Origin of the sequence: uncultured Thioclava sp. (assembly GCF_913064665.1) — a bacterium.
GTDB classification, from domain to species: domain Bacteria; phylum Pseudomonadota; class Alphaproteobacteria; order Rhodobacterales; family Rhodobacteraceae; genus Thioclava; species Thioclava arctica.
This window is the reverse complement of sequence record NZ_CAJYBT010000051.1, coordinates 1-21586: the sequence shown is the minus strand read 5'-3', so window position 1 is coordinate 21586 and position 21586 is coordinate 1. Positions and strand designations below refer to the sequence as shown.

The 21586-nt window shown below is 62.3% G+C and carries 17 protein-coding genes; 6 read left to right on the top strand and 11 right to left on the bottom strand.

The annotated features are described in order from the left end of the window. Positions 1-173: YeeE/YedE thiosulfate transporter family protein (locus QZ571_RS16230; RefSeq protein ID WP_295536968.1), on the top strand; the 173-nt coding region annotated here is incomplete at its 5' end. Between the two features lie 230 nt (positions 174-403). Here the strand turns inward: QZ571_RS16230 and QZ571_RS16225 are convergent. Beyond that, positions 404-3658, bottom strand: a complete 3255-nt coding sequence (locus QZ571_RS16225) for an efflux RND transporter permease subunit (RefSeq protein ID WP_295536966.1) — start codon at positions 3656-3658, stop codon at positions 404-406. Beyond that, positions 3651-4634 carry an efflux RND transporter periplasmic adaptor subunit gene (locus tag QZ571_RS16220; protein WP_295536964.1) on the bottom strand — a complete coding sequence of 328 codons (984 nt, stop codon included), beginning with the start codon at positions 4632-4634 and terminating at the stop codon, positions 3651-3653. The genes QZ571_RS16225 and QZ571_RS16220 overlap by 8 nt, the downstream gene beginning before the upstream one ends. A 197-nt stretch (positions 4635-4831) precedes the next feature. Between QZ571_RS16220 and serS the strand changes: the two genes are divergently transcribed. Both serS and QZ571_RS16210 read left to right on the top strand, forming a co-directional pair. Continuing rightward, positions 4832-6121: a serine--tRNA ligase gene (gene serS, locus QZ571_RS16215; protein ID WP_295536961.1), complete on the top strand. Its 1290-nt coding sequence runs from the start codon at positions 4832-4834 to the stop codon at positions 6119-6121. Between the two features lie 167 nt (positions 6122-6288). Beyond that, a complete protein-coding gene (locus QZ571_RS16210) occupies positions 6289-6687 on the top strand; it encodes a YbhB/YbcL family Raf kinase inhibitor-like protein (protein ID WP_295536959.1) in 399 nt (132 codons plus the stop codon). Between the two features lie 18 nt (positions 6688-6705). Here QZ571_RS16210 and der read toward each other — a convergent pair whose 3' ends face one another. From der to QZ571_RS16195, 3 genes are read right to left on the bottom strand one after another with little or no spacing between them, the layout of a single operon-like run. After that, positions 6706-8220, bottom strand: coding sequence for a ribosome biogenesis GTPase Der (gene der / locus QZ571_RS16205; protein ID WP_295536957.1), 1515 nt, complete (start codon positions 8218-8220; stop codon positions 6706-6708). 49 nt (positions 8221-8269) lie between these two features. Next, positions 8270-9595, bottom strand: coding sequence for a PQQ-like beta-propeller repeat protein (locus QZ571_RS16200; RefSeq protein WP_295536954.1), 1326 nt, complete (start codon positions 9593-9595; stop codon positions 8270-8272). A 60-nt stretch (positions 9596-9655) separates the two neighbouring features. Then, positions 9656-10333, bottom strand: coding sequence for a hypothetical protein (locus QZ571_RS16195; RefSeq protein WP_295536952.1), 678 nt, complete (start codon positions 10331-10333; stop codon positions 9656-9658). 181 nt (positions 10334-10514) lie between these two features. On the opposite strand from QZ571_RS16195, the gene QZ571_RS16190 reads away from it, so the two are divergent. Both QZ571_RS16190 and QZ571_RS16185 read left to right on the top strand, forming a co-directional pair. Next, a complete protein-coding gene (locus QZ571_RS16190; protein WP_295536950.1) occupies positions 10515-11669 on the top strand; it encodes an efflux RND transporter periplasmic adaptor subunit in 1155 nt (384 codons plus the stop codon). Further along, positions 11666-15223, top strand: coding sequence for an efflux RND transporter permease subunit (locus QZ571_RS16185; RefSeq protein ID WP_295536948.1), 3558 nt, complete (start codon positions 11666-11668; stop codon positions 15221-15223). Before QZ571_RS16190 ends, QZ571_RS16185 begins: the two co-directional genes overlap by 4 nt. Before the next feature lie 24 nt (positions 15224-15247). Here the strand turns inward: QZ571_RS16185 and QZ571_RS16180 are convergent, their stop codons facing one another. Both QZ571_RS16180 and QZ571_RS16175 read right to left on the bottom strand, forming a co-directional pair. Beyond that, positions 15248-17092, bottom strand: a complete 1845-nt coding sequence (locus QZ571_RS16180) for an ABC transporter ATP-binding protein/permease (protein ID WP_295536946.1) — start codon at positions 17090-17092, stop codon at positions 15248-15250. Positions 17093-17224: 132 nt separating this feature from the next. Continuing rightward, a complete protein-coding gene (locus tag QZ571_RS16175) occupies positions 17225-18526 on the bottom strand; it encodes a LysM peptidoglycan-binding domain-containing protein (RefSeq protein ID WP_295536944.1) in 1302 nt (433 codons plus the stop codon). A 112-nt stretch (positions 18527-18638) separates the two neighbouring features. On the opposite strand from QZ571_RS16175, the gene QZ571_RS16170 reads away from it, so the two are divergent. Further along, positions 18639-19193, top strand: a complete 555-nt coding sequence (locus tag QZ571_RS16170; RefSeq protein WP_295536943.1) for a TIGR00730 family Rossman fold protein — start codon at positions 18639-18641, stop codon at positions 19191-19193. Here QZ571_RS16170 and rarD read toward each other — a convergent pair. From rarD to QZ571_RS16150, 4 genes are all read right to left on the bottom strand, one after another. Beyond that, the gene (gene rarD, locus QZ571_RS16165) at positions 19190-20110 is read right to left on the bottom strand and encodes an EamA family transporter RarD (RefSeq protein WP_295536941.1); all 921 of its coding nucleotides are present in this window, start codon (positions 20108-20110) and stop codon (positions 19190-19192) included. The genes QZ571_RS16170 and rarD overlap by 4 nt on opposite strands. A 113-nt stretch (positions 20111-20223) precedes the next feature. After that, entirely contained in the window at positions 20224-20679 is a 456-nt protein-coding gene (locus tag QZ571_RS16160) for a host attachment family protein (RefSeq protein WP_295536939.1), read from the bottom strand. Then, positions 20679-20906: a hypothetical protein gene (locus tag QZ571_RS16155; protein ID WP_295536937.1), complete on the bottom strand. Its 228-nt coding sequence runs from the start codon at positions 20904-20906 to the stop codon at positions 20679-20681. The genes QZ571_RS16160 and QZ571_RS16155 overlap by 1 nt, the downstream gene beginning before the upstream one ends. A 147-nt stretch (positions 20907-21053) precedes the next feature. After that, positions 21054-21586 (bottom strand): superoxide dismutase (locus tag QZ571_RS16150; RefSeq protein ID WP_295536935.1); only part of this gene is annotated, 533 nt, incomplete at its 5' end.

Here is a 21586-nt window from a genome sequence, read left to right as displayed (position 1 = left end):
GCGGAGCGGCCCTGATGGGTATCGGTGGCACCATCGCTTTGGGATGCTCGATCGGGCAAGGCGTCAGCGCGATGTCGGTCCTGGCTTTTTCGGCCCCTGTGACGCTGGCCGCCATCGTGATCGGCGGGCTGATCGGGCTGCGCCAGTTGATCCACGGCTTTCAACCCGAGTGAACCTGCCATCGCGCAGCGCTAAATCATCCGGATGGATGCCTCCGGCGGGAGTATTTCTGGCCAGATGAAAAGAGAGAGCGCGACTGTATTCATCTAGCTGGAAATACTCCCGCCGGAGGCTCCTGCCCCATCCCCAAGCGCGCCGCTCATCTTATGTATAGCCCGACAAAAAAAGCGCCCGCGTGAGGGGATTTCCTCGCGCGAGCGCTCGTGTTTCAGATGATGCCTGATCAGGTCTTGAAGATCCGATAGATCGCCGGGATCACCAGCACCGTCAGCAAGGTCGAGCTGAGCAGACCGAACAGCAACGAGATCGCCAGACCCTGAAAGATCGGGTCCGCCAAGATCACCACCGCGCCGATCATCGCCGCCACCGCCGTCAGCAAGATCGGCTTGAAGCGGATCGCGCCGGCCTCGATCAGGATCTCGGTCTTGGTCTTGCCGGTTTCATCCGCGTGGCGAATGAAATCGACCAGCAGGATCGAGTTGCGCACGATAATCCCTGCCAGCGCGATAAACCCGATCATCGAAGTGGCCGAGAACGGTGCGTGGAAGATCCAGTGGCCCAGCATGATGCCAAGGAAGGTCAGCGGCACCGGCGTCAGGATCACCAGCGGCAGGCGGAAGCTGCCAAACTGCGCCACGACGAGGATGTAGATCCCGAGCAAGGCCACGGCAAACGCCGCGCCCATGTCGCGGAACGTGACCCAGGTCACTTCCCATTCGCCATCCCACAGCAGCGTGACATGGCTTTCGTCCTGAGGCTGACCGTGGAACGAGATCGTGGGCTTTTCGCCCGGCGCCCATTGCATGTTGTTGATGATATTATCGACCGCCAACATGCCATAAAGCGGCGCCTCGTATTGGCCGGCGAGTTCGGCGGTGACCATCTCGGCTTCGCGCCCGTTATGGCGGAAGATTGGATAGGACGCCTTCTCTTTGGCCACGCTCACCACATCCCCCAGTTCCACCACACCGCGCGCGCCGGGCAGAACATTGGCCGGGATCGGGGTGGACAGCGTGTTCTCATTCATCACCCGATTGGATTTCGAGCGCTCCATCACGATCGGAATGGGCTGGCGTTCCTTGCCGCGATGGGAATAGCCCACCGTGGTTTGGCCGTTCAGCATCGCCAGCGTGTCCCACACATCGCCCTCTTGCACCGAGTAGAATTCCAGATCGTCGGAATTCACCGTCGCGCGCAGTTTATCGGGCTGGATGCCGAACGAATTATCCACATCCACGATGTAAGGCACTTCCTTGAAGGCCTGCTCGATCTGGCGCGCCGCCGCACGTCGGATTTCCGGGTTGGGGCCATAGACCTCGGCCAGAAGGGTTGCGATCACCGGCGGACCGGGGGGCGGTTCGACCGTCTTCAGGCTGGCACCTTTGGGCAGTTTGATCGCCTTGATCTTGTTGCGGATGTCGATCGCGACTTCATGGCTGGAGCGGTCACGCTCGGCCTTGGGCAGAAGCTGAATTTCGACATCGCCCTTATTAGGCTGGTTGCGCAGGTAGTAGTGGCGCACCAGACCGTTGAAGTTGAAGGGCGCAGCCGTGCTGGCATGGGTTTGCGTGGACAGCACTTCGGGCATTTCGGTCACGATATCCGCGACCTGTTGGGCCACGCCATCGGTTTCTTCAACCGAGGTGCCCGCAGGCATATCAATCACCACCGACAGCTCGGATTTATTGTCGAAGGGCAGCAGTTTGACCGTGACATGTTTGGTGTAGAGCAGGCTCAACGAGCCAAAGCTCAGCACCGTCACAACGATCAGGAACAGCCCCGCGCGCCCCTTGGTTTTCAGGATCGGACGCGCGACCTTGGCATATAGCTTGCCAAGGCGCCCCCCTGCCTGATGCCCGCCATAGGCGTCGTCATCGGCGGCGTGGCCATGCAACTGCGCCTTGCCTGCAACCTTGACCATCAGCCAAGGCGTGATGATGACGGCCACGAAGAACGAAAACACCATCGCCGCCGAAGCCACCGCCGGAATCGGCGACATATAGGGGCCCATCATGCCCGACACGAAGAGCATCGGCAAAAGTGCCACGACAACGGTCAGGGTCGCCACGATGGTCGGGTTACCGACCTCGGCCACGGCCTCAATTGCCTTGGTCACGCGGGACCCCGGCCCCTTCATCGCCCAATGTCGCGCGATGTTTTCGATCACCACGATGGCGTCATCCACCAAGATCCCGATCGCGAAAATCAGCGCGAATAGCGACACCCGGTTCAGCGTAAAGCCCATCACATAGGCGGCAAACAGCGTCAGCAGAATGGTCACCGGAATGACAACCGCCACCACGATGGATTCGCGCCAGCCAATCGCTACCAGAACCAGCCCGATGATTGACACCGTCGCCAGCCCAAGGTGGAACAGCAACTCGTTGGCTTTCTCATTGGCGGTCTCGCCGTAATCGCGCGTGACCTTGACCTCGACATCATCGGGGATCAGCGTGCCATGCAACTGATGCATCCGTTCGAGGATCTGCTCGGCCACGACCACCGCGTTCGAGCCCGCGCGCTTGGCAATCGCCAGCGTCACAGCCGGGGTGCGTTCGATCTTGCCAGCCTTGTCGCGCTGCACGTTCGACACGATCGCATCCGCAGCATCGGGCACATAGGAAATCTTGGCCACATCCGCCACATAGACGGGGCGATTGTCGCGCGTGGTCAGCAACAGACCCGCGATTTCGGCTGGCGCAACCAGAGTTTTACCCGCCGCCAGCGCGATCTGCTTGCCCTCGTCGCGGATCATGCCGGTGTTGAACGAGCGGTTGGCCTGCGTGACCTTTTGCGAGAGTTGCTGCAAGGTGACGCCATACAGCGCCAGCTTGGCTGGCTCTGGCTCAATGCGGATCTCGCTGGTGGCCTCGCCCACGATATAGGTCAGACCGACATTGCTGATCTTGGTGACCTCGGTCTGCATTTCACGCGCGATCCGGGTCAGCTCGTCACTGTCGATCTGTGCGCCATCTTTGCCCGTGAAGGTCAGCGACACGATCGCCACATCGTCAATCCCGCGGCCCACGATCACCGGATCGGGGATGCCTTTGGGGATGCGGTCCATATTGGCCTGCATCTTTTCATGCACGCGCAAAACGGCGGCATCCGCCGAGGTGCCGACCTTGAAGCGTGCCATCACCAGCGCGCCATCATCTTGAGTTTGGGAATAGACGTGCTCGACCTCGTTGATGCCTTGCACAATGGTTTCCATCGGCTCAGTCACCAGCTTCATCGCATCATCGGCCTTCAGACCGGGGGCCTGAATATGGATATCCACCATCGGCACGGCGATCTGGGGCTCTTCCTCGCGCGGCAGCGAGAGCAGCGCCACAAGACCCACCGCCACCGCCGCCAGCACCATCAAAGGCGTCAACGACGAGCGGATGAACGCCTTCGTCAGCGCGCCCGCAATGCCCAGCTTGACATGAACCTGATCTTCTTCGGGCGTCTCAGGCCCGGTTGTCTGCTCACTCATGGGGCACCACCACATCGCCCGGGTTCAGCCCGGTGAGAACTTCCAGCATTTCCTGATCGTCCAGATTGATCACAACGCCCGGCACGATGGTGCGCTCATAGGTGCGATCGCCCTCTTTGACGCGCACGAAATCAAGCCCCGAGCGGGTCACAACGTAGCTGGCCGGAATCACGATGGTCTGGCGATTGCCCATCGGGAGCTTCACCAGCAAACGCGCCGCCACAAAGCGTGCATTCAGATCGGGCACTTCGACATCGGCCTGCACGCGCCCACCTTCGATCTGGGGATAGATCTTGGCCAGCTTGCCCGCGATCTCTTTGCCGTCGGAATCGGTGATCATAATCGTGTCACCCTGCTTGAGCGTATCGGCATGACGTTCGGGCACCGACAGGCGCAGGAAAAATCCGCCCCCCCCGATCGTTGCAATCGTCTCGCCCGCCATGATCACAGCGCCCTTGGTCACAGGAACCGACACCACCTTGCCCGCGATGGGCGCGGTGACGGTGCCGTATTGCTCTTGCTGCTGATAGACCTTGCGCTGCGCCTGTTGCGCGGCGATCTGGCCCTCATAAACATTCACCTGCGTCTGCAACTGATCGACGTTTTGCGAGGTCGAGACGCCGCGCGCCTTCAGATCCTCGCCGCGTTTCAACTCGGTCTTGGCATTTTCAAGCTGGGCCTGCAGCGCATTGATCTGCGCATCGACCGCCCCGATTTGATAGACCAGCGTCTGATCGACAATCGTGGCAATCGTTTGCCCCGCCGTGACCTCATCGCCCTCGGTGACGTCCAGCGCCGTGATCGTGCCCGAAAGCTGCGCGCGCGCCGCGATGGTGTTCTTGGCCTCCACCTGACCATAGACCGATTTCCAATCGGTCACGATCTGGGGTTCGATTGTGATTGGTCCATCGGCGGCCATCGCCAGCCCGGGCAAGACCATCATGGCAAAAGCCAGCGGCAAGAGTGTCAGTTTCATCTCGGTTTCCCTTCCATCCGGGCGGACGTGCTTTCCCCGGTTATATTCCGGTTCTTGAATGTGACCCCTTACAGCAAAATTCAGCCGCCGCGCAAGCCTGCTGGGTGGGCACTGTGTCGCGGCGGCATCGGCCGGGGGCTTTCACGCGTCAGTTTCATGCGCTAAAGCCGTGGGCGCAACAGTCTTGGAGAGATGAGATGCACGATATTCGCGCAATCCGTGAAAACCCCGCCGATTTTGACGCCAAACTCGCGCGCCGCGGGCTCTCGCCGGTCTCTCCCGAGCTATTGGCGCTGGATGAGGCGCGCCGTGCCGCGATTCACGCCGCCGAAACAGCGCAAGCCGCGCAAAACGCCGCCTCCAAACAGGTCGGCGCGGCCAAGGCCAAAGGCGACGACGCCGAGTTCGAACGCCTGCGCGCGTTGGTGGGAGAAAAGAAGTCCGAGGTCGCCGCGATGCAGGCCGAGGCCAGCGATCTGGATGCAAAGCTGCGTGATCTGCTGATGGGCTTGCCGAATCTACCCCTTGATGAGGTGCCAGATGGCGCCGATGAGGACGAAAACGTCGAGCTCAGCCGCTGGGGCACCCCGCGCAGCTTCGATTTCACGCCCTTGGAACATTACGAGTTGCCCGCCGTCGGCAAAGCGATGGATTTTGAAACGGCGGCGAAACTGTCGGGCGCGCGCTTTGTCGTGCTTAAAGGGGGCGTCGCGCGGGTGCATCGCGCGCTGGCGCAGTTCATGCTCGATCTGCATGTCGATCAGCACGACCTGAGCGAAAACATCACCCCCGTTCTGGTGCGCGATTCCGCGATGCTGGGCACCGGGCAATTACCGAAATTCAGCGAAGACAGCTATCAGACCACGAATGGCTGGTGGCTGATTCCCACCGCCGAGGTCACGCTGACCAATTACGCCGCAGGCGAGATGTTTGACGCCAGCGACCTGCCCCAGCGGATGTGTGCCCACACGAACTGCTTCCGCTCCGAGGCGGGATCGGCGGGCAAAGACACCTCGGGGATGCTGCGTCAGCACCAGTTCGAGAAGGTCGAGATGGTGACGATCTGCCACCCCGACGAAGCCTTGGCCGAGCATGAGCGCATGACGAAATGCGCCGAAGCGGTGCTGGAGGGGCTGGACCTACCCTATCGCCGCATCGTGCTGTGCACTGGCGATATCGGCTTTGGCGCGCAGAAAACCCATGATCTCGAGGTCTGGCTGCCCGGCCAGAACAGCTATCGCGAGATTTCCTCGATCTCGACCTGCGGCCAGTTCCAAGCGCGCCGGATGAATGGCCGCTTCAAGCCCGCCGATGGTGGCAAGCCCGATTTCGTCGCCACGCTGAACGGGTCGGGTCTGGCGGTCGGACGCTGCCTGATCGCGGTGCTGGAGAACGGTCAGGAAAAGGACGGCTCGGTCACGCTGCCCGCTGCGCTGCACCCGTATTTGGGTGGCAAGACGCGGCTTGTGGATGGCAATCTCGTTTAATTACCCCGATCAATTAAACACCCCGGTGAAATCCAGTCAAAAGGCCCCGTCGCGGGGCCTTTTTTCATGCCCTCGCGGACTGTTTTGGTCAAAGCGCTGGAATGGGATAGACTGGTCTGGCGCGCAGGGCGCTTCCCTGCCCCGTCAGACTGCGCAGGAGCTTAACGATGCCCCAGCTTACCCCGATCCTCGCCGCACTCGCCCTATCCGCCACCGCGACCGCCGCCAGCGCAGAAATGAAGCTTGCTTTTGATTGGGGCAATATTCCGCGCTGCACCACCGGACGCCCCAATGTGGTGCCCAGCCCCACCTTTACGCTTAGCGGCGTGCCCGCAGGCGTCACTGCGTTGACGTTTCGGCTCAAGGATCGCGACGTGCCCGGCTACAACCACGGCGGCGGCACGGTGAAGGTCAAGATGCCCGCCAAAGGCACGATTCCTGCGGGCGCTTTTAGCTATAAAAGCCCCTGCCCTCCCTCGGGTCGCCACCTTTATGAGTGGACGGTGACGGCCAAGGCCGGAAATCAGACCTTGGCCACAGCGAAAGCGCAGCGCAGCTACCCTTAGGCCGCGCGCCAAACCCGCTTAATCGGGCTTTTTGCTCTCGCGCCGCTTGCGTGCGGTTTCTTTGTGATCGGCCTTTTTCTTGGCATCGACGTGTTTCTTCAACCGCGAGGGAATCGACTTTTTGCGATCCTTGAACGGGTTATCCTGCCCCTGATCGCGCAGATACAGCCGGATCGGCGTGCCCGGCATGTCAAATGCCTCGCGCAGGCCGTTGACAAGATAGCGCTCGTAGCTGGCGGGAATCTTGTCAGCATAGGTGGTTTTCACCACAAACCCCGGCGGGCGCGTCTTGGCCTGCGTGATATAGCGCAGTTTGATGCGGCGACCGCCCGGAGCGGGTGGCGGGTGCGCCTCGACCATCGCGCCGAGCCACGTGTTCAGCTTGCCGGTAGTGATGCGACGGTTCCAGACCTCATGGGCCTTGAGAATCGCGGCATGGAGCCGGTCGATGCCCTTACCGGTTTTGGCCGAAACGGTGACCATCGGCGCGCCGCGAAGCTGCGGCAGCAGACGTTCAAACGCCTCACGCAACTCTTTCAGCTTCTCGGGCTTGTCCTCTTCGAGATCCCATTTATTGGCCGCCACGACCACCGCACGCCCTTCGGTCTCGGCAAAGTCCGCGATCCGCAAGTCTTGGGTTTCAAAGGGAATATTGACGTCGATCAGAACCACCACGACCTCGGCAAAGCGCACCGCTCGCAAGCCATCAGCCACGGACAGCTTTTCCAGCTTGTCATTGATCTTGCCGCGTTTGCGCATCCCCGCCGTGTCCCAGATCCGCATCGGCGTACCCATGAACGTGTTGGTCACCGAGATCGCATCGCGCGTGATCCCCGCCTCGGGGCCGGTCAGCAGACGATCTTCCCGAATGATCTTGTTGATCAGCGTGGACTTACCCGCATTGGGCCGCCCGATCACGGCCAGTTGCAGCGGTTTCGCGGCAGAGGGCGGCTGATAAGCGGGGATGTCGCCCTCTTCCAACTCATCATCCAGCACGACATCGGTCTCGGGCGTGTTGGCGGCGTTGCGTTCAGCGAATTCATCGGCCAGCGGCACCAAAGCGGTATAAAGATCATCGAGACCTTCGCCATGCTCGGCTGAAATGCGCAGCGGCTCACCCAAGCCCAGCGACCAGGCCTCAAGAGCCCCCGCATCGCCCGCAGCCCCTTCGGCCTTGTTGGCCGCCAGGATCACATGCGCGTTCTTCTTGCGCAGAATATCGGCAAAAATTTCATCTGCCGGGGTCACACCGACGCGTGCATCAATCAGGAACAGGCAGATATCGGCCTCTTCGACGGCGCGCTCGGTCAGGCGACGCATGCGGCCTTGCAGGCTGTCATCCTCGGCCAGTTCCAGACCGGCAGAGTCGATGACGATAAAGCGCAAATCCCCCAAACGCGCATCACCTTCGCGCAGATCGCGGGTAACACCGGGCGTGTTGTCGACCAGCGCCAGACGCTTGCCCACCAAACGGTTGAACAGGGTCGATTTGCCGACATTGGGGCGGCCGACGATGGCCAGGGTAAAGCTCATGTTGCCCTCCTTGGGCGGATACGAGCGGCCCCCTTACACCCGAATGGCGTCACTTGAAAGCGTGCAGTTTCCCGTCACCGCCCACAACATACAGCACACGCCCCGCAACAACCGGGTCAGAAGCTGCCCCGCCGGGGATATTGGCCTGACCGATAAGCGCGCCATTGACCGGGTTGAACACCCGCAAGATGCCATCTGAGGACGCGACAAACAGTTTGCCACCCGCCAGAACCGGGCCATAATTGGCGGTGATCGTGCGCTGTTTCTTGGGCTTGTCCTTGACGTAATAGGGCAGATCGCGCGCCCAGATCTGATCGCCCGTCGCCGCATTGAGGCGTACGAGCTGACCGGCATCCGAGGTCAGGAAGATCGAGCCGCCAACGACTTGCACGGGGCTGTTCGCGCCCTGCGTGGCCGTCCACAGACGCTCTCCCGAGTTCACATCGAACGCCGCCAGCTTACCCGTCGAGGCACCCGCATAAACGGTATCGCCTACGATGACCGGGTCGCCCGTCAGATCGACGATCGAGGCATAGGCCACACCGGGACGCGCGCCCGGCACCTTGGATTGCCACAGCTGCATCCCGCTTTGACGCAGCACGCCCGACATGAAGCCCGAGGGGAAGGGGAACACGACCATGCGACCGTTGACCGCAGGCGAGGACACGCCCGTCATCCCCGAATCTGACGGCGCGCCCGGCACTTGCCACAGCACTTTGCCATCGCTGGTGCGGATCGCCCAAGCCGAGCTGTCGCGCGCCACGACATAGACGGTGCCACCCTCGACCGTAGGGGCTCCGCCGATTCCGGTATCGAAATATTGCCGCCATTTGATTGCGCCACTGGCGGCGTCAATCGCCACCAGTTCCGAGAAATCAGACGTGACGTAAACCGTGCCCTTGTCATAGGCGACGCCCCCACCCGAGGCATCCCCCTCGTGATCGCCGGGCGGTGTGATGTCGGTCTGCCAGACACGTGCGCCATTGAGCGCGGTCGCGCTGACGCGGGCTTGGCTGTCCAGCGTATAGACCCGGCCCCCGCCCACGATGGGATCGGCGGTGATGCGGTAGCGTTTGGCATTGCCCGCACCAATATCGGCGGACCAGATCGGCGTGGTGCCCGTACCAAGGGCGGCGTTGAACAGCGCATGGGTGGGCGCGCCACCGCGTTGCGGCCATTCGGAATTAGAGACCTGAGCGGGCAGCTTGATCGGCTGAGCCTGATCTGCCGGGGCCGGCAAAGGGGCCAGTCCCTCATCGGCGCGCAGCGCATCGCGCGGGCTAAGACGTTCGCCCTGCAAGATGACCTCTTTTTGTGAACAGCCTGCCAAAGTGGCGGCCATCCCCAGCACGAAGATAGTCTTGCTCAGATTCACGCCCGTTCCCCCTACCCTGCACCGGGCCGCCTTTGCAGCGCGCCCGTCTGGATCGTCACATTACTCTTGCGGGGCGGGCTGCGCCGCCCCCGGCACTGGCGGCACCGTGCCACCCAGCGCCACAATCAACTCTGTCGCGCGCTGTTGCAAGCCCGGTGTAAGCCCGGCGTCCTCAAGGATCTGCTTGGCCAAGGCAATGGCCCCATCCTTGTCACCGCTTGCCAGCTTATCGGCAGCCTGTTGTTCAATCGCCAAAAGCCGATAGGGCGCGCCCGGCTTGGCCAAAAGCGCCAACGTCGCGTCGCGTTTGGCGCTGTCCATATCAGGCCCTGCTGCGATCACCGCCTTGAGCTGGGCCAGTTGCGTGATCGAAAGGGGCAGGCCCGGCTCGGCCGCTGCGGCCTCGTAAAAGCCAAGCGCGGCTTTGGAATTGCCCGCGCTTTCAGCCTGATCGCCCTGCATAATCTTGAGAATGGCCGCGCGTCCCGCACCATCGGGCTTGATCGCTGCGAGCGCTGCATCGGTGTCCTTGGCCTTGACCGCCGCCATCACCTGATCGCCAAAGCCGCGCGCCTTGGTTTGCGCCTGCTCTTGTTGATAGGCGTTCCAGCCGGTGCCGCCCACGATCCCCAGGATCACCAGACCGCCAATCCATCCCCATTTGCGAAACGCCGCAAAAAGTTTGTCTTGGCGGACCGCATCGGTCACTTCGTCGATAAAACTGTCGGTCTCGCTCACGCGTGCCTCTTTTCGCTAGTCTTCCGGCCCCTCTTACACGGCTGCTCAAAGACTGCCAAGGCCCGCCGCGTCATGCGAACCGAGGGCTTGAGATCACGCGGCGCTCACCTTAAGTTGAACTCTGCAGTTCACTCTGCCCCCATCGCCAATATTCATTGCGCCCCGCGTCAGGAGCCTTGCCATGCGCCCGATTCCAATCATCAACGCGATCCTTGTGCTGGGCGTGCTGTATTTACTGGTATTTGAGCGTGATCGCCTGATGAGCTTTGCGGGCAAATCTGGCGCGACACCCGAGGCCGAAATCACCGCGCAAGCCGCCCCCGTTGAGGGGGCCGTGCCGGTGCAGGCCGTGGCTTCGGTGGCGCGTGCTGTCGATCAGGGCGTGTTGACGCGCGGGCAGACGAAGGCCGCGCGCCGGGTCGAATTGCGCGCGGAAACCTCGGCGCGGGTGATTTCCGAACCGCTGCCCCAAGGCCACGTGGTCGCCCAAGGCGATGTGCTGTGCGCGCTTGATCCCGGCACCCGCCCCGCCGCCCTGGCCGAGGCGCAGGCGCGCCTGATCGAGGCGCAGCTTAACGCGACGGCGGCGCAGAAGTTGCAAGCGGGGGGCTATCGTTCCGACACCTCAGCCGCCTCAGCGCAATCCGCACTTGAGGCCGCCACCGCAGGCGTCCGGGCCGCCCAGACCGAGCTTGCCCGCCTCAAGATCACCGCCCCATTCGATGGCATCCTTGAGGGCGACACGGCCGAACTTGGCTCGTATATCGCCTCCGGCGGGCTTTGCGCCACGGTGATCGCACTGAACCCGATGAAACTGGTGGGCTATGTGCCCGAAACCGAAATTGACCGGGTGAAAATGGGCGCGCAGGTTGGCGCGCGTCTGGCGACGGGCCGCGAGGTTCTGGGTCGCGTTTCTTACGTTTCCCAAAGCGCCGATCCTGCCACGCGCACCTTCACCGTCGAGGCCGAGGTCGCCAATGGCGACTTCGCTATCCGCGAGGGCCAGACGGTTGAAATGATCATTGCCGCCGATGGCACCAAGGCGCATTTCCTGCCCGCCTCGGCGATGACGCTCAATGATGCGGGCCAGTTGGGCGTGCGGATTGCGCGCGATGGCGTGGCCCATTTCGCCCCGGTTAAATTTTTGCGCGACACCCCCGAGGGCGTCTGGCTGTCGGGCCTGCCCGAGAGCGCGGATGTGATCGTGGTGGGCCAAGACTACGTCACTGAAGGCTCGCCCGTTGTGGTGACCTTGGTGGATCACGCCCCCGGCGATGTGGCGCAAGACACCCCAATGCCGGGCACGCCCGCCCCTGACACGGCGCCCGCGCAATGACCGGGATCGTCGATTGGGCGGCAGCGCGCGCGCGCATGGTGATTGCCTTTGTGGTGATCTCGATTCTTGCAGGCCTTGCCGCCTATTTGAGCCTGCCCAAAGAGGGCGAGCCTGATATCGAAATTCCGATGCTGTTCATCTCGGTCCCCTTCCCCGGCATCTCGGCGGCCGATTCCGAAAAGCTGCTGGTCAAACCGATGGAAACCGAGCTGGCCGGGCTTGACGGGATCAAGAAACTCACCGGCATCGCGCAGGAAAACTATGCCGGCGTGATGATGGAATTCGATTTCGGCTGGGACAAGACCAAGATCATCGCCGATGTGCGCGACGCGATGAACACCGCCGAGGGCAAATTCCCCGACGGCTTTGAAAAATACGCCATCAACGAGATCAATTTCTCGGAATTTCCGGTGGTTGTGGTCACCCTGTCGGGCAATGCGCCCGAGCGCACGCTGCAACGCCTTGCGCGCGATCTGCAGGATGAGGTCGAGGGGCTGGAACCCGTGCTCGAGGCGCAGATCGCGGGCAATCGCGATGAGATGCTTGAGGTGGTGATCGACCCGCTGAAACTGGAATCCTACAACGTCACCGCGCCTGAATTGATCGCCACCGTGCAGTCCAACAACCAGTTGATCGCGGCGGGGGTGGTGCAAACTGATGGCGGCGCGTTTTCGGTCAAGATCCCGGCCACGTTCGAGACCGCGCAAGACGTCTACAACCTGCCCGTCAAGAAGAATGGCGAGCGGATGGTGACGCTGGGCGATCTGGCCGATATTCGCCTGACCTTCGAGGATCGCACCGGCACCGCACGGTTCAACGGCCAGCCCACGGTCGCGCTGCAAGTGGTCAAGCGCAAGGGCTACAACATCATCGACACTGTCGATCTGGTGCGCAAGACGGTGGCGGATGCACAGGCGCGTTGGCCCGAACCGCTGCAACGCGCGGTCGATGTGGGGATCTCGCTCGATCAGTCGAAGACCGTGGGCGCGATGGTCAGCCAGCTTGAGGGCTCGGTGCTGACGGCGATTGCGCTGGTGATGATCGTGGTGCTGGCAACACTTGGCACGCGCTCGGCGCTGCTGGTGGGCTTTGCAATCCCGACCTCGTTTCTACTGACCTTCCTGCTGCTGGGCGCGATGGGCGTGCCGATCTCTAATATCGTGATGTTCGGGCTGATTCTGGCGGTCGGGATGCTGGTCGATGGCGCGATTGTCGTGGTGGAATATGCCGACAAGCGAATCTCGGAAGGCTCGGGGCCGATGGCCGCCTATACCGAGGCCGCCAAGCGCATGTTCTGGCCCGTTGTCAGCTCAACCGCGACCACGCTATGTGCCTTTCTGCCGATGCTGTTTTGGCCCGGTGTGCCCGGTGAATTCATGGGCATGCTGCCGATCACGATCATCTTCGTGCTCTCGGCGTCGCTGGTGGTGGCGCTAGTCTATCTGCCGGTGATGGGGGGCGTCGCGGGCCGTCTGTCGCGCCGCCTTGAGATGGGCGCGGGCGTGATCAAGCACTGGCCCTATTGGCTGCGCCTTGCGCTGGCGGTGGTCTCGGTGGCGCTGGTTTTCTTGGGCGCGATGCTGACGCTGAACCCCGATTACCTGTCGGGCGGGCACACGCCCTCAGGTCAATTCGCCGCCTCGCTGCCCGGCGCGGTGCTGTTCGTGCTCGCCGCAATGGCGGCGTCTATCACGATGACCGCCGCCAAGCCCGCGCGCAAACGCCGCCCCGTTGAGGCTGGCTATCGCCGCCGCCCGTTTGGTCATGTCATCGCCTTCATCGCGGGCAATCCGATCATGCCGCTGGTCAGCGTCGCCCTGATCGTGGGCGCGGTGATCTTCACCTTTGGCTATTTCGGCAAGCACAATAACGGCACCCAATTCTTCACCGATTCCGAGGTCGAGCAGGCGATCATCTATGTGCGCGCGCGCGGCAACCTGTCGCTCTCGGAAAAGGACGCGCTGCTGCGCGAGGCCGAATCCCGCGTCATTGGCACGCCGGGCGTGGGCGCAGTGTTTTCCTTCGCAGGCGCGGGCGGGCTGAACCAGAACACCGGCGGGGCCAGCGCGCCGCGCGACACGATCGGGCAGATTCAGGTCGAGATGACGCCGTGGGAGACGCGCAAATCCGACACCGATCTCAAGGGCGATGTCGTGATGGAAAAGATCATGGCCAAAGTCGCCACGATCCCCGGCATCAAGGCCGATTATCTGGCGCAGGATCGCGGACCCAGCTCGGGCAAGCCGATTCAGCTGCGCCTCAAGGGCGATGATTTCGCGACACTCGGTCAGGCGGTCGATACCGTCGAGGCGCATTTGGCCCAGATGCAGGGCATCACCGCCATCGAAGACACCCGCCCGCTGCCCGGCATCGACTGGGAAATCGACGTCGATGTGACCCGCGCTGGCCGCTTTGGTGCCGATGTCGCCACCGTGGGCGGCATGGTGCAACTGGTCACGCGCGGCCTTTTGCTCGATACGATGCGAGTGCCGAGTTCCGACGAGGAAATCGAGATCCGCGCCCGCCTGCCCGAACAGGACCGGGTGCTGTCAACGCTCGATACGCTCAAGCTGCGCACCTCCGAGGGGCTGGTGCCGCTGGCCAATTTCATCACCCGCACACCGGTGCCCAAACTCGGCCAGATCGACCGGATCGACCAGACGCGCTACTATGACATTAAGGCCGATGTGGTTGAGGGGCTGTCCAATGACGACGGCTCTCCGATCACCGGAAATGAACGCATCGCCGCCCTCGAAGACTGGCTCAGCACGCAGGCCGAACTGCCCTACGGCGTGAACTACGAATGGTCGGGCGACATGGTGGAGCAGGCCGAAAGTCAGGCCTTTTTGATGAAGGCTTTCGCCGGTGCTCTGGCGCTGATGTTCGTGATCCTGCTGGCGCAATTCAACAGCTTTTACAATGCGGTACTGGTGCTTCTTGCCGTGATCCTGTCCACCGCCGGGGTGCTGATCGGGATGCTGGTGATGGGCCAGCAATTCTCGATCATTATGACCGGTGTGGGGATCGTCGCGCTGGCGGGAATCGTGGTGAACAACAACATCATCCTGATCGACACCTATCAGGAATTCTCGCGCTACATGCCCCAGATCGAGGCGATTATCCGCACCGCCGAGGCCCGCCTGCGCCCCGTCCTGCTGACCACGATCACCACGATGGCGGGGCTTGCGCCGATGATGTTCGGGCTCTCGCTCGACTTCTTCAATGGCGGCTATTCGGTCAACAGCCCCACAGCGATGTGGTGGAAACAACTGGCCACGGCGGTGGTGTTCGGGCTGGGTACGGCGACGGTGCTGACGCTGGTGCTGACGCCCGCGCTGCTGTCAATCCGGGTCTGGATCAATGCGGGCGCCTATCGCGGCGCGCGCGCGCTTTCAGCCCTGATGCAAGGCATCGACAGCCGCGCTGCACGTGATCTCGCACTGGAACGCGCGATGCGCAAAATGCGCGGACGCGAGCTGATCTGGGACGACGCGCTGCCCCATGAAGGCGGCGCGAAACCCCATCTCGTGCAGGGACAGGATGCAGCGGAATAGGGCTCCGGCAAAAGCAGGGAGGCGCTATGCCGCGCCTTCCTGCGCCTCTTCTTCCTCGGCCGATTGGCGCGCCCACATCGCCGCGTAGCGCCCGTGGCGCGCCAGCAGGTCCTCGTGATGGCCGCGTTCGACAATGACGCCTTTCTCCAGCACCACAATCTCGTCGCTATCGGCAATCGTAGACAGCCGGTGCGCAATCGTAATCACCGTGCGCCCCTGCCCCATCGCCTTGAGACTGTCCTGAATATCGCGCTCGGTCTGGGTATCGAGCGCCGAGGTCGCCTCATCAAGCAACAAGATCGGCGGGTTTTTCAGGATCGTGCGCGCAATGCCCACCCGCTGCTTTTCGCCCCCCGACAGCTTCAGCCCACGCTCACCCACCGAGGTGTCATACCCATCGGGCAGATCAATTATGAAATCATGAATCTTGGCGGCCTTGGCAGCGGCAATGATCTCGTCTTCGCTGGCATTGGCGCGCCCATAGGCGATGTTGTAGCGGATCGTGTCGTTGAACAGCACCGTGTCTTGGGGCACCACGCCAATGGAATCGTGCAAGCTGACTTGCGTCACATCGCGCAGGTCCTGCCCATCAATCCGGATCGCCCCGCCCGTCACATCATAAAACCGAAACAGCAGCCGCCCGATGGTCGATTTCCCCGACCCCGAAGGCCCGACCAGCGCCACGGTCTTGCCCGCCGGAACCGTCAGCGAAATCCCCTTCAGGATCGGACGCGTCGGGTCGTAATGGAATTCGACATTGTCCAGCACCACCTCGCCGCCTTGCACATTTAGAACATTCGCGTCTGATTTATCCTCAATTTCAGAGGGTTGATGTAACAAATCAAACATTTCGCCCATATCGACCAAAGCCTGCCGGATCTCGCGATAGACCGTGCCCAAAAAGCCCAAAGGCATGGTGATCTGGATCATATAGGCCTGCACCATGACGAAATCGCCTACCGTCAACGTGCCCGCCTGAACCTGCATCGCGGCCATCACCATCACCGAGACCAAACCGATCGAAATGATCAGCGACTGCCCCGCATTCAGCGTCGCCAGCGACTGCCCGGTCTTGACCGCCATCTGCTCATAGCCGCGCATCGAGTCGTCATAACGCTCGGCCTCGCGCGCCTCGGCTCCGAAATATTTCACCGTCTCGAAGTTCAGCAGGCTGTCGATCGCCTTCTGATTGGCCTCGGTATCGGCCTTGTTCATCGCGCGCCGGATCGCAACGCGCCATTCGGTCACCTTGAACGTGAACTTGATATAGGCGGCCACCGTCACAATCACGACCGCCGCATAGCGCCAGTCAAACACCACCGCGAAGATGACCGTGACCATGCTCAGTTCCAAAATCAGCGGCCCGACCGAGAACAGCATGAAGCGCAGCAGGAACTCGACCCCCTTCACCCCGCGCTCGATCACACGGCTCAAGCCGCCGGTCTTGCGGGTGATGTGATAGCGCATCGACAGACGGTGGATATGGGTAAAGGTCTGCAAGGCCAAATGGCGCAAGGCCCGCTGCGCCACGCGCACGAAGATCGCATCGCGCAGCTCACCAAACCCCACCGTCATCAACCGCGCCACACCATACGCCACGGTGATACCGACCGCGCCCATCCCCAAAGCCCAAGCCGGGCTCATGCCCTCGCCAGACAAATTGTTGACCGCCGCGCGATAGATGAACGGTGTCGAGACCGAGATGATCTTGGCCGCAATGAGCGCCAGCATCGCCAACACCACACGGCGCTTCACCCAAGGTGCCTCATGGGCCCACAGGAAGGGCAGCACAGCGCGAATCGTGCGCCAACCGCGCGCGCGCTCTTCGCGCGACATCTTGCCCGTGTTGGTGATCTGAGACGGAGGCATCGCGTGCCCTTTCCTTCATCTGGCCAAAAATACTCCGGGGGTCCGGGGGCTGGCCCCCGGCACCGCTCGACAGGCGCGCACGCTAACGGTGCACGCCCCGAGGTTCCAGCCCCGATTGTGTCGCAGCTGCCCCTATTGCGGGGAAGGAATGGTAAAGACCTGCCCCGGATAAATCAGGTCGGGGTTGCGGATCTGATCGCGATTGGCGTCAAACACCCGCACATACAGAATGCCATCGCCATAGACCTCACGCGCGATCGCCCAAAGCGTGTTGCCTTGCACGATCTGCACCACTTTGACCGCATCGCCGTCGCCACCTGCCGACTTTTGCGCCTTTGAACTGGCCTGAGGCAGATCGCCCGCTTGCGCCACAACGATCTGGTCGGGTTGATCAAAGGTGGTTTCGGCGCGCGCCACGACTTTGCCCGCCGTGCCGATGGCGTCAATGCGCAGACGATGCGCGCCCGGGTTCAAACCCGGCAAGTCCAGCGACCAGCGACCCGCACGCCCCGGCTCTGTCTGCGCCACCAGCGCACCATCAAGATAGGCGCTCAGCTTGCTGTCTGCGGGCGCACCGCGCCCCTCGGCGGCAGCGCGCCGCCCCTGCCCGAATGAGATCGTGTCGATCACCAGCGTATCGCTGGCCGGTGCGAGCAACCGCGCGCCATCGCTATCGGTGACAATCGGAGCGGGCGCAGCCTGTGCCATCTCGACCGGGGCTTGCGTGGCGCTTGGCATCGTCGCGCTATCGGGGCTGGCCTGCGCCGCAGCGAGCTCGGTCTGCGCGGGACGCAACACAAGGCTTTGCGCACTGTCGCGCGCCACACCATCCGTCCCCGTCACCCGCAGCGACAAGGCCCGCGCGCCGTTGCTTGGGGGCAAATCGAACAGAGAGGCGAAATTGCCCGCCCCATCGGCACGCGCTTGCGCCACCGATTGACCATCGACAAGAATATCCACCTCAGCCCCCGGATCGACCCGGCCCGCCAAGGTGACAGCGCCATCGGGCGTCGCCCGCAGAGCATCAAATTGCACCGTCGCGGTTTTGGTCGAGGCGTTCGAATTCGGCGCGGATTGCGGCGCATTTTGCGCTCCCGCGTCAGTCGCCTCATTTGGCGCAGCGTCCGCCCCCGTCACAGCCTGCGCATCAGGGGCAACTGCGCTTGCCGCCACATTGGGCGCAGCCTGTTGCCCGCCCGTCGGGGGGGCCGTGACGTTCGCCGGCGATACAGCCGCCGCGTCTGGTTTGGGGGCCACAGATGCCACCGGAAGTGCTGCGGTCTTGGCATCGGGCTTGGGCGCACTCTTTGGCCCCCACACCGCCCAGCCAATCACCGCCAGCACGATCAGCACCAAGGCCGCCACCCCACCGCGCAGCGCGCCCGACCACCCCGCCGCCTGTGCCTTATCGCTTTGCACTTCTGTCTGCGTCATTCCTGTCCCTTTCGCGTGGCGTTTCGCGTCTTTCGCGCGCACACCTTGAGCGACCTTAGCAACCCCGCTATCACCTCTCAAGAACAGCCTTTTTCAACATCGGAGCCCGATCATGACCATTTTCAGATCAGTTTGTGTCTATTGTGGCTCACGCCCGGGCGTGCGCGCCTCTTATAGCGAGGGCGCACGGGCCACGGGCGAGATGCTGGCCGCGCACGATTGGCAACTGGTTTACGGAGCGGGCGATGTCGGCTTGATGGGCGAGGTTGCACGCGCCGCGCAGGCAGCGGGTGGGCGCACCTTTGGCGTGATCCCCGAGCATCTGTTCCCCCAAGAGGTCGGCAAGCGCGACCTGTCGACCTTCGTGGTCACCGAAACCATGCATGAGCGCAAGAAGGTGATGTTCATGAATGCCGATGCGGTCGTGGTGCTGCCCGGCGGCGCGGGCAGTCTGGATGAGATGTTCGAGGTGCTCACCTGGCGCCAGATCGGGCTGCATGAAAAGCCGATTTTCGTGCTCAACATCGAGGGCTATTGGACCCCGCTTCTCAACCTCATCGCGCATATGATCGCCGAGGGCTTTGCTGATGCCTCGCTGCGCGACATGATCGTGGCGGTGGACAGCGTGGCCGAATTGGAGACCGCGCTGTTTGCAGCACTCGCCTAAACGGCCTCGGGCGGGGCGGCGGTGATGCGCCGTGGCCGCAAGCTGGCCGTCGAATACAGCGCCAACGCACACCAGATCAGCCCCAGCGCAATCGCGTGCCAGATCGTGACCTGTTCGCCAAAGGCCAGCGTCGCGACACCGAATTGCAGCGTCGGGTTGAGATATTGCACCAGCCCCACGGTCGCCATGCGCACCCGCTGCGCGGCATAGGCAAACAGCAAAAGCGGCGTGCCCGTGAGCGGACCCGAGAACGCCAGCAGCGCCGAGGTATGCCAATCTTTGCCAAAGGCACCAGCGCCCGGAGCCCCGCCCCACCAGCCGAAATGATAGCCCAGCAGAACTGCCAGCGCGATGGGCGACAGCAGTAGTACTTCGGCGCAAACCGATACCATTGGGCTGGCCTTTAGACCCTTCTTGATCAGCCCGTAAGTGCCGAAGGTGAAGGCGAGGATCAGCGATATCCAAGGCGCGACGCCCAAGCCCAGCGTCAACACCGCCACAGCGGTTCCCGCCAGCGCCACCGCCGCCCATTGCAGGCGACCAAGCCCCTCGCGATAGACGATCAAGCCCAGCACAACGGCCACCAGCGGGAAAATATAATAGCCCAAACTCGCCTGCACCGCGTGGCCTGTCTGCACCGACCAGATAAAGGTGAACCAGTTGGCCGAAATCATGATCGCCGCCAGCGCCACAATCGCAGCACTACGCCCGCGCCGCGCACGCAAAACCCGCACGACCTCGATTAACCGGCCGCGAAATCCGAGAATCAGCGCGAAAAAGATCAGCGACCAAAGCGTGCGGTGGGCGAGCACCTCGATCGGAGGAACCCCGTCGAGCATCTTGTAATACAGCCCCGACAGCCCCCAGATGACGCAAGTCGCCACCATCGCCCAAAACCCTTTGACTGCTTCGCCCATCTCGCCCCCATCATTTTCGCGCGCAAGCTGACGGATCGCGACGGGAAAGGAAAGGGGCCATGAAAAAGGGGACCGAAGCGATGCTCGGCCCCCTCTTTATGCTCGCGCAGCCCTTACGCGTCGCTCAGCTCATCCGTGATGATCTTTTCGATCTCGTCGATGGGATGATTGGTCAGCGTCTTGTCGATCTCACCGACCAGCACGGCCTCAACCTCTTTGTGCAGGCTGTGGCGAATTTCGCCCAGAATGCGCGGCGCGGCGGCAATCACCAGCCGCTTGATGCGCCCCTGATGCACCATCCTGAACAGCGTTTCGGCCAAATCATCAGCAAACCGCATTTTGGCCAGTTGGTGCCAGTCTGTCTCATCATAGGCCGAGCGTTGCCCCGGCCCGCTATCAGCCATCCGCCCCGGCCTATCAGTGCCCTGTTCGCTATCAGGCGGATTGTCTTGTTCGTCGACCCGGCGCACCACCAAATTCGGGTTCTGCGCATCCATCATGTTTTCCAAGAACAGCGCCTTCTCGCCATCCGCGATTACAACCCAAGTTTTATTGGTCAGTTTGGTCATCACATCTTCTCCTTGCTGCCGCTTTCGCGCTGATCGCCCCCCAAGGGGCGCGTTGTGCCAGACGATGTCTCATCCAACTTCTTTTTCTCGTCGCGCGTGCCGATCTTGCGTTGCAGATTGCCCCCGGCGCTGCCCTGCCCTGCGGGCGTGTCGATATCCTCGGGGCGCTGGCCCAGTATCTCTTCGGTCTCCCGCTTACCATCTTTGGAGCCTGTGCGCTGTGCCATCGTATCCTCCGATCTTTTGTGAGTGTCTGGGAAAGAAACCCCCGGCAAGGCGGACCGGTTCCTGTGAAATCTACCGCGCGGGCAAGGAGCTGGCAAAGAAAAAGGGCGCCCCGACGGGACGCCCTTTCCTAGAAACTGGCTGCGCGATCAGAGACGCGAGGCCACGTTTTCCCAGTTTACCAGCTTGTCGAGGAAGTTGCTCAGGTAAGCCGGGCGCTTGTTGCGGAAGTCGATGTAGTAGGAGTGCTCCCACACATCGCAGCCCAGCAGCGCAGTCTGACCAAAGCAGAGCGGGTTCACGCCATTCTCGGTCTTGGTGACCTTGAGGCCGCCATCGGCCTCTTTCACCAGCCACGCCCAGCCCGAGCCAAACTGACCCGCACCGGCAGCCGCGAAGGCCTCTTTGAATTTGTCGACCGAGCCAAAAGTATCTACCAGCGCTTTTTCCAGCTCGCCCGGCATCTTGTCGCCGCCCGGACCCATCATTTCCCAAAACTGGGTGTGGTTCCAATGCTGCGAGGCGTTGTTGAAGATGCCATTTTGCGCCACTGCGCCGGCCTGATAGGTGCCCTTGATGACCTCTTCAACCGACTTGCCTTCCCATTCGGTGCCAGCAACGGCCTTGTTGCCATTGTCGACATAGGCCTTGTGGTGCAGGTCGTGGTGATATTCGAGCGTCT